The 15,792-nt window shown below is 60.7% G+C and carries 9 protein-coding genes; 5 read left to right on the top strand and 4 right to left on the bottom strand.

Going from position 1 to position 15,792, the window contains the following annotated elements; all coding sequences use genetic code 11:
• Window positions 1-44: 44 nt before the first annotated feature.
• Window positions 45-1,859 carry an ABC transporter ATP-binding protein gene (locus tag C1717_RS04420; protein ID WP_102372016.1) on the bottom strand — a complete coding sequence of 605 codons (1,815 nt, stop codon included), beginning with the start codon at window positions 1,857-1,859 and terminating at the stop codon, window positions 45-47.
• Window positions 1,859-4,150: an ABC transporter ATP-binding protein gene (locus tag C1717_RS04415; RefSeq protein ID WP_102372015.1), complete on the bottom strand. Its 2,292-nt coding sequence runs from the start codon at window positions 4,148-4,150 to the stop codon at window positions 1,859-1,861. The genes C1717_RS04420 and C1717_RS04415 overlap by 1 nt, the downstream gene beginning before the upstream one ends.
• A 519-nt stretch (window positions 4,151-4,669) precedes the next feature.
• Here C1717_RS04415 and rpmB point away from each other — a divergent pair.
• The 3 genes from rpmB to C1717_RS04400 all read left to right on the top strand — a co-directional run bounded on the left by rpmB (window position 4,670) and on the right by C1717_RS04400 (window position 9,109).
• Complete coding sequence (gene rpmB / locus C1717_RS04410) at window positions 4,670-4,858, top strand: 50S ribosomal protein L28 (RefSeq protein WP_019128451.1); 189 nt, start codon at window positions 4,670-4,672, stop codon at window positions 4,856-4,858.
• 746 nt (window positions 4,859-5,604) lie between these two features.
• Window positions 5,605-8,250 carry a bifunctional acetaldehyde-CoA/alcohol dehydrogenase gene (gene adhE / locus C1717_RS04405; RefSeq protein ID WP_102372014.1) on the top strand — a complete coding sequence of 882 codons (2,646 nt, stop codon included), beginning with the start codon at window positions 5,605-5,607 and terminating at the stop codon, window positions 8,248-8,250.
• A 91-nt stretch (window positions 8,251-8,341) separates the two neighbouring features.
• Window positions 8,342-9,109, top strand: a complete 768-nt coding sequence (locus C1717_RS04400) for a phosphotransferase family protein (RefSeq protein WP_102372013.1) — start codon at window positions 8,342-8,344, stop codon at window positions 9,107-9,109.
• 134 nt (window positions 9,110-9,243) lie between these two features.
• On the opposite strand, the gene C1717_RS04395 is transcribed toward C1717_RS04400, so the two are convergent.
• Complete coding sequence (locus C1717_RS04395; RefSeq protein WP_102372308.1) at window positions 9,244-9,891, bottom strand: thiamine diphosphokinase; 648 nt, start codon at window positions 9,889-9,891, stop codon at window positions 9,244-9,246.
• Window positions 9,892-9,932: 41 nt separating this feature from the next.
• Entirely contained in the window at window positions 9,933-10,622 is a 690-nt protein-coding gene (locus tag C1717_RS04390) for an HAD family hydrolase (RefSeq protein ID WP_102372012.1), read from the bottom strand.
• 254 nt (window positions 10,623-10,876) lie between these two features.
• Here C1717_RS04390 and glgB point away from each other — a divergent pair, with 254 nt between their 5' ends.
• Window positions 10,877-13,225 (top strand): 1,4-alpha-glucan branching protein GlgB, encoded by a 2,349-nt coding sequence (gene glgB / locus C1717_RS04385; protein ID WP_102372011.1) that lies wholly within the window; start codon window positions 10,877-10,879, stop codon window positions 13,223-13,225.
• A 51-nt stretch (window positions 13,226-13,276) separates the two neighbouring features.
• A complete protein-coding gene (locus C1717_RS04380; RefSeq protein ID WP_102372010.1) occupies window positions 13,277-15,703 on the top strand; it encodes a glycogen/starch/alpha-glucan phosphorylase in 2,427 nt (808 codons plus the stop codon).
• Window positions 15,704-15,792: the final 89 nt, after the last annotated feature.

The following is a 15,792-nucleotide window of genomic DNA, read 5'->3' as shown; positions in this document are numbered from 1 at the left end:
TCGGAACCGGGCCTGTTTGCATATATGTGCTCTGGAGGGATAGGCTACTCCTCTTCCCCACCCTCTGCGAACTGCGAGTTATAGAGCTCGGCATAGAAGCCGCCGAGTGCGAGCAGCTCATTGTGCGTGCCCTTCTCAACGATATCGCCGTCGCGCAGCACCAGGATCACGTCCGCGTTCCTGATGGTGCTCAACCGATGCGCGATCACGAAGCTCGTGCGACCTTGCATGAGCGCGTCCATCGCGCGCTGGATGCGCTCCTCGGTACGCGTGTCCACATTGGAGGTCGCCTCGTCCAGGATGAGGATGGGACGGTCAGCGATGAACGCGCGAGCGATGGTGAGGAGCTGGCGCTGACCCTGGCTCACGTTCGAGGCGTCCTCGTTGAGCTCGAAGTCGTATCCGCCGGGTAGCGTGCGGATGAAGTGGTCGGCGAGTGCCGCGCGAGCAGCAGCCTCCACCTCCTCGTCCGTCGCATCGGCGCGACCGTAGCGGATATTCTCACGGACCGACCCCTTGAAGAGCCATGTGTCCTGCAGCACCATAGCGAAGTTCTCGCGCAGGTCGCCACGGGCGTAATCGCGCAGGCCCACGCCGTCCACGCGAATGGAGCCAGCGTTCACGTCATAGAAGCGCATGAGAAGCTTCATGAGCGTGGTCTTGCCCGCGCCCGTGGGGCCAACGATGGCCACGGTCTGGCCCGGCTCCACGTTGCACGAGAAGTCATGGATGATGGTCTTGTTGGGAACGTAGCCGAACTTCACGTGGTCGAAGGTTACCTCCCCCCGGCAACGCGGCAGCTCGGGTGTCTGGGCATCGGCCGTCTCCTCATCCTCCGCAAGGAACTCGAAGACGCGCTCCGCTGCAGCCGAGAGCTGCTGAAGCATGTTGGACACCTGCGACAGCTGCGTGATGGGCTGCGTGAAGTTGCGTACATACTGCATGAACGCCTGGATGTCACCGATGGTCACGGCGCCGCCCACGGCAAGGAACGAGCCCACGCATACCACGGCAACGTAAGCGAGATTCGCCACGAAGTTCATGAGCGGCTGTATGATGCCCGAGAGGAACTGGGCACGCCAGCCCGAGGTGTACAGGCGGTCGTTCTCCACGTCGAAGTCGGCCACGGCGCGCTGCTCGCGATTGAACACCTTGATGACGTTCTGGCCCGAGAAGCTCTCCTCGATGATGCCGTCCACACGGCCCAAGATGACCTGCTGCTGCCGGAAGTAGCGCTGCGAGGAGCGCACCACGATGAGCACGAGCAGAAGCGACAGCGGAATGGTGAGGAACGTGATGCCCGCAAGCGTCACCGAGACGCTCACCATCATCGCCGCCACGCCGATGATCTGCGTTACCGAGGTGATGAGCTGGGTCACGCTCTGGTTGAGCGACTGACCGAGCGTGTCCACGTCATTCGTTACGCGGGAGAGCACGTCTCCAACCGCGTTTGACTCAAAGTAGCTGAGCGGCATGCGGTCAATCTTCTCGATGATCTCTCTGCGCATGCGATAGCACACGCGTTGGGTGATACCCGTCATGAGCCAGCCCTGCAGCAAGTTGAAGCACGAAGATGCCACGTACAGGCAGAGCAGGCCGATGAGGATCATGCCGATCTTCTGGAAATCGATGGAGCCGGTGCCGGCAACCTTGGCCATGAGGCCGCTGAAGAGCTCAGTTGTTGCCTGACCGAGCACGCGCGGACCCACCACGTTGAAGAGCACTGACACGATGGCGCAGATAAGCGCCACGATGAGGGCGATGCGTTCATGCGAGATATATATGATGAGCTTCCTGATCGTGCCCTTGAAATCCTTAGCCCTCTCGGACGCGGGACGGTTTCCTCCTGGACGCGGCATCAGCGCTCACCTCCTTCCAACACGGCAACCTCTTGCGGGGAGGACGCGGCATCGAGGCCGAGCTCCTCGGGTGAGAGCTGGCTCTTGGCGATCTCGAGATACTCGGGGCAGGTGCGCAGGAGCTCTTCATGCGTGCCGCGGCCAACGATGCGCCCGTCATCGAGCACGAGAATCTCCTCGGCATGCATGATGGTCGCGATGCGCTGGGCAACGATGATCACCGCGGCATCGGACGCCCGCTCAGCGAGCTCGGCGCGCAGCGTCGCGTCGGTCTTGTAATCGAGCGCGCTGAAGCTGTCGTCGAAAACGAGCACTTTGGGACAGATCGCAAGTGCGCGCGCGATGGAGAGGCGCTGGTTCTGGCCGCCGGAAACGTTGGAGCCGCCCTGGCTGATAGGGCTCTGGTACCCGTCCGGCTTGCCATCGATGAACTCGGTGGCCTGCGCGATGCCCGCCGCCTCGACCATGTCGGCATCCGACATGGAGGGGTCGCCGTACTTGATGTTGCTCTCGATGGTGCCGCTGAAGAGCATGCGCTTCTGGGGAACGTAGCCGATGAAGCGCCGAAGCTCCTCGAGCGGGATGCTGCGGATATCCACACCGTCCACCGTGATGGATCCCTCGGTGACGTCGTAGAGACGTGGCAGCAGCTGCACGAGCGACGACTTTCCGCAGCCCGTGGAACCGATGATCGCGGTCGTCTTGCCCGGCTCCGCCGTGAAGCTTATGTGCTCGAGCGTAGGCACGTCAGCATCGGGATAGGTGAAGGTCACGTCGTTGTAGCGCACGACGCCCTTCCAGCCCTCGGCGCACTCGCGCGTGACAGCATGCTCGGGATCGGGATCCTCGATGCTCGAATGGGTCGCGAGCACCTCCTGCACGCGCTCAGCGGCGACGTCGGCGCGCGGCAGCATGACCGAGATCATGGTGATGATCATGAAGCTCATGATGACCTGCATCACGTAATTGATATATGCCATGAGGTCGCCCACCATGATGGTGCCGGCATCCACGCCCTGGGCACCGAACCACACGATGCCCACGGTCGTGACGTTCATGATTACCATCATCATCGGCATGAGGAAGGTCATGCATCGGTTGGTGAAAATGTACGTGCTCGTGAGCTCGCGGTTCGCCTCGTCGTAGCGCTGCTCCTCGTACTTCGTGCGGCCGAAGGCGCGGATGGGCATGATGCCCGTGATGATCTCGCGTGCGACGAGGTTGTTCTTGTCAACGAGCTTTTGCATGATACGGAATTTCGGCATGGTAAGGCCGAAGAGCACGCCGATGGCCACGGCGATGAGCACGATAGCCAGGATGAGGATCCACTCGAGCCCCGTTGAGTTCGTGATCACGCGGAAGATGGCGCCGACACCCATGCACGGCGCGAAGAGCACGATGCGCAGGCACATCACAAGCACCATCTGAATCTGCTGGATGTCATTCGTGCCGCGCGTGATGAGCGAGGCGGCGGAGAACCTGTTCATCTCGGCAGGAGAGAACTCAAGCACGCGCTGGTACAGATCATGACGCAGGTCGCGAGCGATCGCCGCCGAGGTCTTCGAAGCGTTGAATGCGGCGAGGAGAGCGCAGAGCGCTGTGAGGAGCGCATACGCGAGCATGGTGCCGCCCGTGCGCAGCAGATAATCGGTCTGCACCTGGTTGAGGTCCACGCCGGCAGTCTGGTACGCATCCTGAACGAAGGCGACGGCGCGGCTCTCCACGATGGAGTCACCGGTATCACCTAGCGATTCAATCGCCTGACGGCGCATCTCGTAGAGGCTGCCGGGACCAATCTCGACGCTGCGCCCGTCCGCCGCAGCGGCGGCCTCGCTCAGGGCGATGAGCTCGTTGAGATCAACGGAATCTCCCAGTTGCTCCTCGAGCGCCGCGATTGTTTCGGCGTCCTCGCCTACGGCCCACTCATCGATTGGAATGCCCTGGTTGATCTGGTAGACCATCATCTCGGCTTCACCGATGAATGCCTCGAGTGCCGCACGGTCCTCTTCTGATCCCGCGAACGTGCGAACCGCATCACCCGAACCGGCGCTGTACACGGCCTCAACCTGCGCGGCCTCATCATCAGAAAGGAAGAGCTCGACCTGTTCCAGGTCGCTCGCACGAATCTCGTTGGGCACGGACGAATCGATACCGCCCTGGCTGATGCCCACATCCACGATGTCGCTCATGAGTCCAGGCAGCGTCAGCTCGCAGTTAGCCTGGATGCACAGGAGGACAAGGGCGAGCACCAGATTCAGAATATGCCCTTTTAGGAACTTGAAGATCTTCAATGGTCTCCCTTCCCGCCTCGCGCGAAGCGCAGCCCCCACTGCATCGGAACCGATGGGTCGTACCAACGTTGATGCGGCGTGAAGCGCGCTTCACTTCGAGTGGTACGCCCCTCGCTTCCCTATCTACCTATATATGTATTGCGACGCATGCACAGCATAGGGATGGCGCGGTCGCAACGGATGCGAATATACCCGCTTGGCTGATGCAATGCGGCCGACTCGAAAACTGACGGATCGCCTCACAGCATCTCCATTACTTCGGTACCGCACTATTTTTAGCTATACCAGCCTGCGCGTGAAGGCGATATTGAACGGATCCATCTCGATAAGTGCGCCGGCGTGATAGAATGCCTGAGCACGTGCCGGTGATGTGCGCCTACTCCCACGAGCGCATCACGCATCTTCAGGAGGAACTCCCTATTTCTTCGTGAAGATTGCACGTATTGCTTGCATTCTATGCTATAGTTCCTATCTGTTTGATTAAGCGGTAACCAATGACCGCCCAAGGAGGGTTTTGAAATGTCCAAAGTTTGCGAAGTCTGCGGTAAGCACCCCGTTGCTGGTCGCTCCATTAGCCACTCGCACCGCGTGACCAACCGTAAGTTCCGTCCCAACATTCAGCGCGTGTACTGCGTCGTGGACGGCCAGCGCAAGAAGATGAACGTGTGCACCAACTGCCTTAAGTCCGGTAAGGTGGCCCGTTCGTAGCGCTCCCTCTCCTTGGGATCATCCTTGTATGTAAAGACGCATCCGATAGGGTGCGTCTTTTTTTTCACCGTCTCACAAGCGGCATACCAAGAGCTAGCCGGATGCCCGGCTCGCAGAATACCCTCACAGAACATCCGCTCCATTCGTCTCGAATGCCACCGCCGGCAAGTACGCCCACTTGAGGGCTTGGTATAGAGACGCCCGCTTTCGCGCTCTTAGGATTCTGAATTACTGAATATGGCTCTACAGGCAGATCTCGAAGTCCAACCGCTATGTCGAGATGCTGGGAAAGAGCCAGAATTGGTCTCCAGAAGCAAGAAAACAGCTCTCTAGCGGCATCTCGAAGGTCCAGCAAGTCACCGGAGCACGTTGAGAAGCTTCTATCTAGACACATTGTTGAGAATCGCGGCAAAACGTCCAGATAAAGTGACGCATTTGCGCGCCCGCCAACCAGATCGCGAAGGATCTTCTTCTAGATCTATTCCACCAGATTCATCGTGCGTTCCCTCATACGCTTATCCGATGGCAACCGTAGTTGAAGGAAGATGGATGCACTTTACAATCGCGCTCTTCGATAGGCAACGAACATGAATGCATACCGGCTTCTAACTCGGTCTTTACAATTGAAACGCTAAAAATAATTGAAGCGTTTTAATATGCCATTCGTCGGAATTATTCCGTTCGCCGAGAAATATCTTGCTAAACTTTAGGCTGTAGGGTAAGTCACCAGTCGCAAGGAGAGACACATGGTGAAAAAGCCAACGGTTACGGCAGCCCCTGAGGTCGTCGACTCGGTCGAGGCTTTCGAGGCCAAGCTCGCGCAGGTGCGCGAGGCCCAGAAGGTCTTTGCAACCTACACGCAAGAGCAGGTTGACGAGATCTTCTACCAGGCGGCCATGGCCGCCAACAAGGCGCGCATCCCGCTCGCCAAGCTCGCGGTCGAGGAGACCGGCCGCGGTGTGCTCGAGGACAAGGTCATCAAGAACCACTATGCCGCCGAGTACATCTACAACGCCTACAAGAACACCAAGACCTGCGGCGTCATCGAGCACGACGAGGCCTACGGCATCACCAAGGTGGCCGAGCCCATCGGTATCGTCGGCGCGGTAATCCCCACCACCAACCCCACCTCCACCGCGATCTTCAAGTGCCTTATCTGCCTGAAGACCCGCAATGCCATCATCATCTCCCCGCACCCGGCGGCTGCCCAGTGCACCATCGCTGCCGCCAAGCTCGTGCTTGAGGCCGCTGTCAAGGCCGGTGCCCCCGAGGGCATCATCGGCTGGATCGACAAGCCGACGCTCGAGCTCACCAACAAGCTCATGAGCGAGGTTGACATCATCCTCGCCACCGGTGGCCCCGGCATGGTCAAGTCCGCCTACTCCTCGGGCAAGCCCGCCCTCGGCGTCGGCGCCGGCAACACCCCCGTCGTGATCGACGAGACCGCCGACATCCTGAACGCCGTCAATTCCATCATCCACTCCAAGACCTTCGACAACGGCATGATCTGCGCGTCCGAGCAGTCCGTGACCGCGCTCGATTCCGTCTACGACCAGGTGAAGGCCGAATTCCAGCGTCGTGGCTGCTACTTCGTGAAGAAGGGCAAGGAGCTCGAGGCCCTGCGCGAGGCCATGTTCAAGAACGGCGCCCTCGACCACCGCATCCCCGGCATGCCCGCAGCCAAGATCGCCGAGCTCGCCGGCATCGAGGTTCCCGCCAAGACCAAGATCCTCATCGCCGAGGTCACCTCGACCGATCCGGCGAAGGAGGAGTTCAGCCACGAGAAGCTCTCCCCCGTTCTCGCCATGTACCATGCGAAGAACTTCCAGGAGGCCGTGGACAAGGCCGAGCACCTCGTGCTCGCCGGCGGCCCGGGCCATACCGCCTCGCTCTACGTGCACCCCGCCGAGAAGGAGAAGATCGCGCTCTTCCAGGAGACCATGAAGGCCTGCCGTATCGTGATCAACACGCCTTCCAGCCAGGGCGGCATCGGTGACCTGTACAACTTCGCCATGAAGCCGTCCCTCACGCTGGGCTGCGGCTCCTGGGGCGGCAACTCCGTGTCCGAGAACGTAGGGGTGAAGCACTTGCTGAACATCAAGTCCGTGGCGGAGCGCCGCGAGAACATGCTCTGGTTCCGCGCTCCCGAGAAGGTCTACTTCAAGAAGGGCAGCACGCCCGTCGCGCTCGACGAGCTCGGCCGCGTCATGGGCAAGAAGCGCGCCTTCATCGTCACCGACCAGTTCCTGTACAAGAACGGCAACTGCAAGGCCATCGAGGCCAAGCTCGACGAGATGGGTGTCGCGCACGACGCGTTCTACGACATCCAGCCCGACCCGCGTCTGCAGGACGCCGAGCGCGGCGTTGAGCGCATGCGCCTGTTCGAGCCCGACCTGATCATCGCCGTGGGCGGCGGCTCCGCGATGGACGCCGGCAAGATCATGTGGCTTATGTACGAGCACCCGGAGGCGAACTTCGAGGATATGGCCATGGACTTCATGGACATCCGCAAGCGCGTCTACACCTTCCCCGAGATGGGCAAGAAGGCCTACTTCGTGGCCGTGCCGACCTCCTCTGGTACCGGCTCCGAGGTGACCCCGTTCGCCATCATCACCGATGCCAACACCGGCATCAAGTGGCCGATCACCGACTACGCGCTCATGCCGAACATGGCCATCGTCGATGCTGACAACGCCATGACCGCCCCTAAGGGCCTCACCTGCGCCTCGGGCATCGACGTCATGACCCACGCCATCGAGTCCTATGTCTCCATCATGTCCTCCGACTACACCAAGGGCCTCTCCATGCGCGCTGCCAAGCTCGTGTTCGAGAACCTGCCCGCGGCCTACGAGAAGGGTGCTGCCGACCCGCACGCTCGCGAGGAGATGCACAACGCCTCTTGCCTCGCCGGCATGGCCTTCGCGAACGCCTTCCTCGGCGTGAACCACTCCATGGCCCACAAGCTCGGTGCCTTCCATCACCTGCCCCACGGCCTGGCCAACGCCGTCATCCTCACTCGCGTGATGCGCTACAACGCCGCCGAGAAGCCGGTCAAGATGGGCACCTTCTCGCAGTATCAGTATCCGCACGCGCTCGCCGACTACGCCGACCTCGGCCGTTACTGCGGCTGCACCGGCAAGGACGACCGCGAGGTGTTCGAGAACTTCATCCAGAAGCTTGAGGAGCTCATGGACACCATCGGCATCAAGAAGACCATCGCCGAGTACGGCGTGGACGAGCAGTACTTCCTCGACACCCTCGACGAGATGAGCGAGCAGGCCTTCAACGACCAGTGCACCGGCGCCAACCCGCGCTACCCGCTCATCAGCGAGATCAAGGAGCTCTACCTCGACGCCTACTACGGCCGCGAGCCCCAGTCCTACGAGGTGTAAGGCCCTTATCGCGCCGGGGCTTGCGCCGAGCTCGCCCCGGCTCCTTTGGACCTAAGCGAATCTCAACCCTTGAGAGAAAGGACGTTGAACGATGATTCTTCCCGATTCCAAGACCGAGCTCGCCCGTCGCGGCAACAAGGTCGTCTACGACTTGGGCGATAAGATCGCGAAGGTGTTCAACGAGACCAAGCCGGTATCCGACGTCTTCAACGAGGCCCTCAACCTCGCCCGCATCAACGAGTGCGGCATCCCCAGCCCCAAGGCCATCGAGGTAACCCAGATCGAAGGCGACGAAAACGGTTGGGCGCTCATCACGAGCAAGATCCCCGGCGTCACCCTCGCCGAGAAGATCGAGGCCGAGCCCCAGCGCTTCGGTGAGTACCTTGAGCAGTTCGTCGACCTCCAGATCGAGATCCACGGCTACAGCTCTCCCCTGCTCAATCGTCAGGATGCCAAGTATTCGCGTATGATCAACTCCCTTGAGCAGATCAACGCGACCACTCGCTACAACCTTCTCGAGCGTCTTGACGGCCTCAAGAAGGGCCAGAGCGTGTGCCATGGCGACTTCAACCCCACGAACGTCATCGTGGGCGAGAACGGCGAGCTCGCCGTCTGCGACTGGGCGCACGCCACCCAGGGCGCCCCTGCAGCCGACGTTGCGATGACCTACCTGCTCTTCGCCCTCAACAGCAAGGAGCAGGCCGAGGCTTACCTGGAGACCTACTGCAACCGCGCCGACATGCCGATGCAGATCGTCCACCAGTGGATGCCCGTCATCGCCGCCTCAGAGCTTGCCCGCAAGCGCAAGGTCGATGAGGAGTTCCTGCTGAGCTGGGTCGATGTCTTCGATTACCAGTAAGGGATAGCCCGCGCAGGAAATGAACCGCGTCGAAGCCCCGGCTTGATCGCCCGGATGCTGTCGAGCTATGCGATGTATAGCGCAGCCGGGCTCATGCCGGGGCTTTCCTTATGCAGAGATGCACCAAGAGCGCATCAAGAGAACAGCCAGCAGGCAATGGTCCCCTTGTGGCAGGTGATGCGAGCGTCAGGCATCTCGATGACGTTCGAGATTCCCAGATCGTCGAGAAGGGGGACCGTGCGATGATCGAGCTCCCAGCGCATCCCCGTCTCTGAGACCTCCGCCTCAGGCGAGAGCGGGACGAACGAGAACCGACAGCCCTGCGCGTCGTGGATGGGAAAGACGCCACCGGCTCGCAGGACGCCCCCCGAAAACGCATCCTCCGCAAAAACGACCTTACCACCCCATGCGGCGAAGCGACCGATGACGGCTAGAGCATGGTCAGGGTTCCCTCCGGAAAAACAGGTTGCGACAACCGTCGCCCCCGCCCATCGGCGACCAACCTCCGAGAGAGCAAGGCCCAGATCGGTATCATCCTTATGGGGGTTGTAGCGCACGACATCGAAATCCTCCTCTCCCCGCTCAGCGCGCTCGACGACAAGCGCACCCTCAGGGCTCACGGAATCGACGTCACCGCAGAACAGATCGCAGCGAAGCCCGGCGCTCAGAACGGAATCGAGGCCGCGATCGATAGCGACCACCGCTGTGCACCCGTTCGCAGCGCGAGCGACCGTTTCGGCAGAGGCGCGCTCGGGCGAACCTCCCACAAGCAGCACCCTCATGCCCCGCTCATGCTCGAAGACACCTTGCGCAAAGGAACCCATCAGCGCATCGCATCCAAGAGGCGCTCAGGCGAGAGCTCGACGTACTCGTCGATGAACACGTCCGCCAGCTCGCGGACGCGCTCGCGCCGATGCCTTCCGTGCGGGTCGAAAATACCCACGGTACGGTAGCCCGCCTTACCCGCGCTCTCAAGCCCAAACGGCGCGTCCTCGAACACCCACACCTCATCGCGCCGCGGAACAGGAATGCCCGCTCGCTCGGAAGCGCGCCTGAGAGCTAAATCGTAGACGTCTGGATATTCCTTCGACCTACCAGCTTCCTCCGTGGTGGTGACGGTGAGGAAGAACTCCTCGAGCCCATGGGAGGAAAGGCCTCCCTCCACCAGATCAGCCGGGGTGGAAGTGGCAACTCCCATCAGAACGCCCAGATTGCGCGCCGCCCCGAGAAACGCACGGACCCCCTCTCGCGGAGCAACCAGATTGCGATACCCCTCCGCGATCATCTCATGAAACACTCGATACAGCGCCTGGCCGGATTCTTCGACACCCCATTTGCGATGGTACGCATCGCACTCTTTCTCTAGAGAGAGATGTTCGAACTCGGCGAAATCCCTTTCGGTCGTTGATATACCGTAACGTGCAAGAAGTCGCTGCTGCCCGGTGAGCCACATCGCCATCGAATCGAGAATGGTCCCGTCGCAATCGAAGAGGAACACTGCCGGACTATCCATGTAACTACCTTTCACGAGGTGGGGAGCATCGTTTTGGATGGTACCAGAACCTACCCCGTTTAACCGGAACGCTCAAACCTTACAGTGGTTTAAGGCAGGCACGAGCATCAACATGGTATGCTATTCATCGTCTAGGTTCCATCGGCGGGTACGCTTGTGGAACGCGACCGAACGTTCGAACCCAAGCGCAAGCGGGATCCCAGACAGCCTTATCGGATGGTGGCACAACGCCGCCCGAACGATTGGAAGCGTCCATGAGCACCCGTAAAGCCACAGCAGCGCAGCGCGCGACGGAGGCGGGCACCTCACCCGCTCTGGAACCTCGCCTGATCATCACGCAAGACGATCTCAATCTGTTCGCTGGCGGGATGTGGCAACGCAGCTGGGAGAAGCTCGGCGCGCACCCGGATGTTCAGGACGAAGTCGAAGGCTGGCATTTCGCCGTATGGGCACCGGAAGTCAAAAGCGTTCATGTCGTAGGCGATTTCAACGGCTGGGACACGTGGGCGAATCCGCTCGAGCATCTCGGCGGCGGCGTCTGGCAGGGTTTCGTTGCCGGCCTTACTGAAGGCGACCTCTACAAATATGTTATCGAATGCACGGATGGAAGACTCATCTATAAGGCGGATCCGTACGGATTCTATGCCGAGCAAGCACCTGGCACCGCATCGCGCCTCATGGACCTTTCCGGATATTCTTGGGGCGATGCGGCGTTCCTCGAGGAGCGTCGCGCACACGACCACATGGCACGCCCGCTGAATATCTACGAAGTCCATCTTGGTAGCTGGAAGCGCCACGGCGATGAACCGCAAGGCGAACCGCGCGAAGACGGCACCTACCCCGGCCCCGGCGACCCCTTCCCCGCCCAGCGCGGCACGTTCTACACCTATGACGACCTCTCGATCGAGCTCGTCGAATACGTCCGCGACATGGGCTATACCCATATCGAGGTCATGCCTGTGATGGAGCACCCCTTCGATGGTTCCTGGGGTTACCAGGGAACCGGCTATTACGCCGCAACGTCGCGCTATGGAGAGCCCAAGCAGTTCATGCACTTCATCGATGCATGCCATCAGGCAGGCATCGGCGTCATCCTCGACTGGGTGCCCGGCGGCTTCTGCGCCAACGACGAGGGCCTTGCGACCTTCAACGGCGAGATGCTCTATGAGCGCGAGATCCACCCCAACTGGGGCACGCATAAGTTCGATTTCGGCCGTGGCGAGGTGCGCAGCTTCCTGGTCTCCAACGCCCTATTCTGGATCGAGCTCTTCCATGCAGACGGCTTGCGCATGGATGGCGTATCCAGCATGTTGTATCTGAACTTCGGCGTCGACGACCCCGGTAAGAAGAAGTTCAACAAGTACGGCACCGAGGAGGATCTCGATGCCTCGGCATTCATCCGGCAGGTCAACGCCGCGGTGGGTCGCCTGTTCCCCGACGTCATGATGATCGCCGAGGAATCGACCGCTTGGCCGCTTGTAACCTATCCGCCCGAAGAGGGCGGCCTGGGCTTCCACTACAAGTGGGATATGGGCTGGATGAACGACACCCTGCACTATATGCAGACGGACTTCCCGTGGCGACCAGGCAACCACAGGCTCCTCACCTTCTCGCTCATGTACGCCTTCAACGAGAACTTCGTGCTCCCGCTTTCGCACGACGAGGTCGTGAACGGGAAGTGTTCGCTCATGGGCCGCATGCCCGGTGACTGGTGGCGCCAGTTCGCCGGCCTGCGCACGCTCGCGTTCTACCAGATGGCGCACCCCGGCGCACAGCTCACGTTCATGGGCGACGAGATCGCGCAATTCATCGAGTGGCGGTATTACGAGTCGATCCAATGGTTCCTCACGGAGCAGTTCGAGACCCACGCACGCCATCAAGCCTTCATCAAGGCCCTCAATCATCTCTACACCGCCGAGCCCGCCTTCTGGCAGCGCTCCTACACCGAGGATGGCTTCGCATGGATCGATGCGGACAACGCCAAGCAATCCATCATCTCGTTCGTCCGCCGCGGCGAGGACCCCGCAGACGACCTCGTGGTCATCATCAACTTCGACCCGGCATCCTATGCCGAGTTCCACCTAGGCGTTCCACGCGAGGGCGACTGGGAGGTCGTGTTCAACTCAGATGATCCGGAATACGGCGGCAGCGGCTACACGGATAATGCCGTCTACATGAGCGTTCCGTACCCGTGGAACGGCTGCGAGAACTCCCTTACCATTGCGCTGCCCGGGCTTGCCGGCGTCGTCCTCAAACGCCAGGGACCGAGCTCCTATGTGCCGCCCAAGCCCAAGCGCCGTACCGGCGTGCGTAAAGCCGCCCCCATCACGGACCCTGCCGCCGCACCTGCCAAGAAGCCCGCTGCGAAGAGCTCGAACGCTAAGAAGACGGTAGCCAAGGCTCCCGCGAAAAGGACTTCGACAGCAAAGGGCGCATCTTCCACCAAGGCGGGGGCGACTAAGGCCAAGGCGACATCCGCCAAGGCGAGCGCATCAAAAGCCAAAGCGACAACAACCGCCAAAGCATCGGCAAAGAAGACCGACGCGGCCAAGTCCAGCACAAGGAGAACAGCATCCAAGACTACCGCGACGGACGAGGCGTAAACCCCCTCGTCCTCGTGTAGATAGGCCATGTACCCAACCGGAAAGGCACCAATGAATAGGATTTTCGACAACAAAGAGGAATTCATCGAGCTGTACCGGTCTTCGGTCACCTCGATCTCGGGCAAGCCGTTCGAGATGACGAGCGACCTCGACCGCTTCCACGCGCTAGCGAAGCTCATCGCGAGCAAAGCGCGCGCCATACAGACCACGACCGAGGAACGCGTGACCGAGACCGAGCAGAAGCGCGTCTACTACTTCTCCATTGAGTTCCTCATCGGCCGATTGCTCGACAACTACCTTCTCAACCTCGGTGTGCGCGACATCGTCAAGGACGGCCTCGCAGACATGGGCGCCGACCTCGACGCCTTATGCGAGCTCGAGCCCGACCCAGCGCTCGGCAACGGCGGCCTGGGCCGCCTTGCCGCATGCTTCCTCGATTCCATGGCCCACGAGGGCATCGCCGGGTACGGCAACGGTATGCGCTACCGCTACGGCCTCTTCAAGCAGGAGATCGTCGATGGCGCCCAGCACGAGACCACCGATGAGTGGCTCTCCCATGGCTACCCCTGGGAAGTCCGTCGCCCGGACAAAGCCGTGCGCATCGGCTTCGGTGGACGCGTCGAGGGCTACGAGCAGGATGGTCGCACATTCTACCGCACGGTCGACACGCAGGATGTACTCGCCGTTCCCTACGACATCCCCATCGTGGGCTATGGCGGGAAGACGGTGAACAAGCTGCGCGTCTGGAGCGCGGAACCTGTTGAGGAGCAATTCGACCTCGAGGCCTTTAACCGCGGCGACTACGCGCTCGCTGATGCGCACCGCGCCGAGGCCGAGGCCATCAGCGCCATCCTCTACCCCAACGATGCCGGCGAACACGGCAGGCTGCTACGCTTGAAGCAGGAGTACCTGTTCGTCTCCGCCGGTCTCTCCAGCGTGCTCGACACCTTCCGTGCCGAGCATGGCAACGACTGGAAGAGCCTGCCCAAATACGTCGCGATCCACACCAACGACACCCATCCAGCCATGTGCGGTCCCGAGCTCATGCGCGTCCTCATCGACGAGGAGAAGCTCGAATGGGATGAGGCATGGGAGATCGTGACGAACACCATCTCCTACACGAACCACACCATCCTGCCCGAAGCGCTCGAGAAGTGGCCCATCTCCACGTTCTCCAAGCTGCTGCCACGCCTCTACCAGATCATCGATGAGATCAGCCGCCGCTACAACAGCGCCTTCGATCGCTCGGCCGACGGCTGGCAGGACCGTCTGCGCAAGACTGCCATCCTCTGGGATGGCGAGGTTCGCATGGCCAACCTCTCCGTCATCTGCAGCCATTCGGTAAACGGCGTTGCCAAGCTCCACACCGAGATCCTCAAGGATCAGACGCTCAGGGACTTCTACGCCCTCACACCCGAGAAGTTCAACAACAAGACGAACGGCATCTCGCACCGTCGCTTCCTTGCCGAGGCGAACCCGTCGTATGCCAAGCTCATCAGCGAGGCGATCGGCGATGGCTGGCTCGATAACGCCGACGAGCTCTCCAAGCTCGTGCAATTCGAGAACGATGCAGCCTTCCTCGAACGCGTTGGTGAATCCAAGCACGCCAACAAAGTGCGCTTGGCCCAATACGTCAAGCGCGAGTGCGGCCTCGTCATCGATCCCAATTCGATCTTCGACGTGCAGGTTAAGCGCTTCCATGCCTACAAGCGCCAGCTTTTGAACATCTTCAAGGTGATGGACATCTACAACCGTCGCCTCGCCGACCCCAACTTCCGGGTGGCGCCCACGACCTTCATCTTCTCAGGTAAGGCCGCCTCGAGCTACACCTTCGCCAAGGAGACCATCCGCCTCATCAACTCCGTCGCCGACGTCGTAAACAACGACCCGCGCGTCAACGAGGTCATGAAGGTCTGCTTCATCCCCAACTTTCGCGTCTCGAACGCCCAGCTCATCTATCCCGCTGCCGAGATCTCCGAACAGATCTCCACCGCCGGCATGGAGGCCTCGGGTACCTCGAACATGAAGCTCATGATGAACGGCGCGCTGACCCTTGGCACCATGGACGGCGCGAATATCGAGATCGTGAAGCTTGCGGGCGAGGAAAACGAGAAGATCTTCGGTCTCACCGCCCCCGAGGTCGACGAGCTGCGTGCAAGCGGCATGCATTTCGCATGGGACATGTACAACGCCGACCGCGACCGTTTAGGCCGTGTTATCGACGAACTCACCGATAATACGTTCGCCCGCCTGTCTGGAGACTTCGGAAGCATCCATAATGAACTTATGAGCAGCAACGACCATGACTTCGTCATGAAGGACTTCATGTCCTACGTCACTGCTTGGGAGGAACTCACTGCAAGCTACTCCGATCACACGGACTGGAACCGCCGTGCGCTGCACAACACGGCAAGTTCAGGTTGGTTCTCCAGCGACCGCACGATCCGCGAGTACCGCGACGACATCTGGGGAGCGTGATGCTACACAGGGGGACGTGACATAAGCATCTTGGGCCCGGCGCGAGTTCGTGTCGGGCACCACTAGGAAGGATATTGGCACGGGTATCT

Source organism: Enorma phocaeensis (genome assembly GCF_900186505.1).
GTDB classification, from domain to species: domain Bacteria; phylum Actinomycetota; class Coriobacteriia; order Coriobacteriales; family Coriobacteriaceae; genus Enorma; species Enorma phocaeensis.
This window is presented reverse-complemented; position numbering and strand designations above follow the sequence as displayed.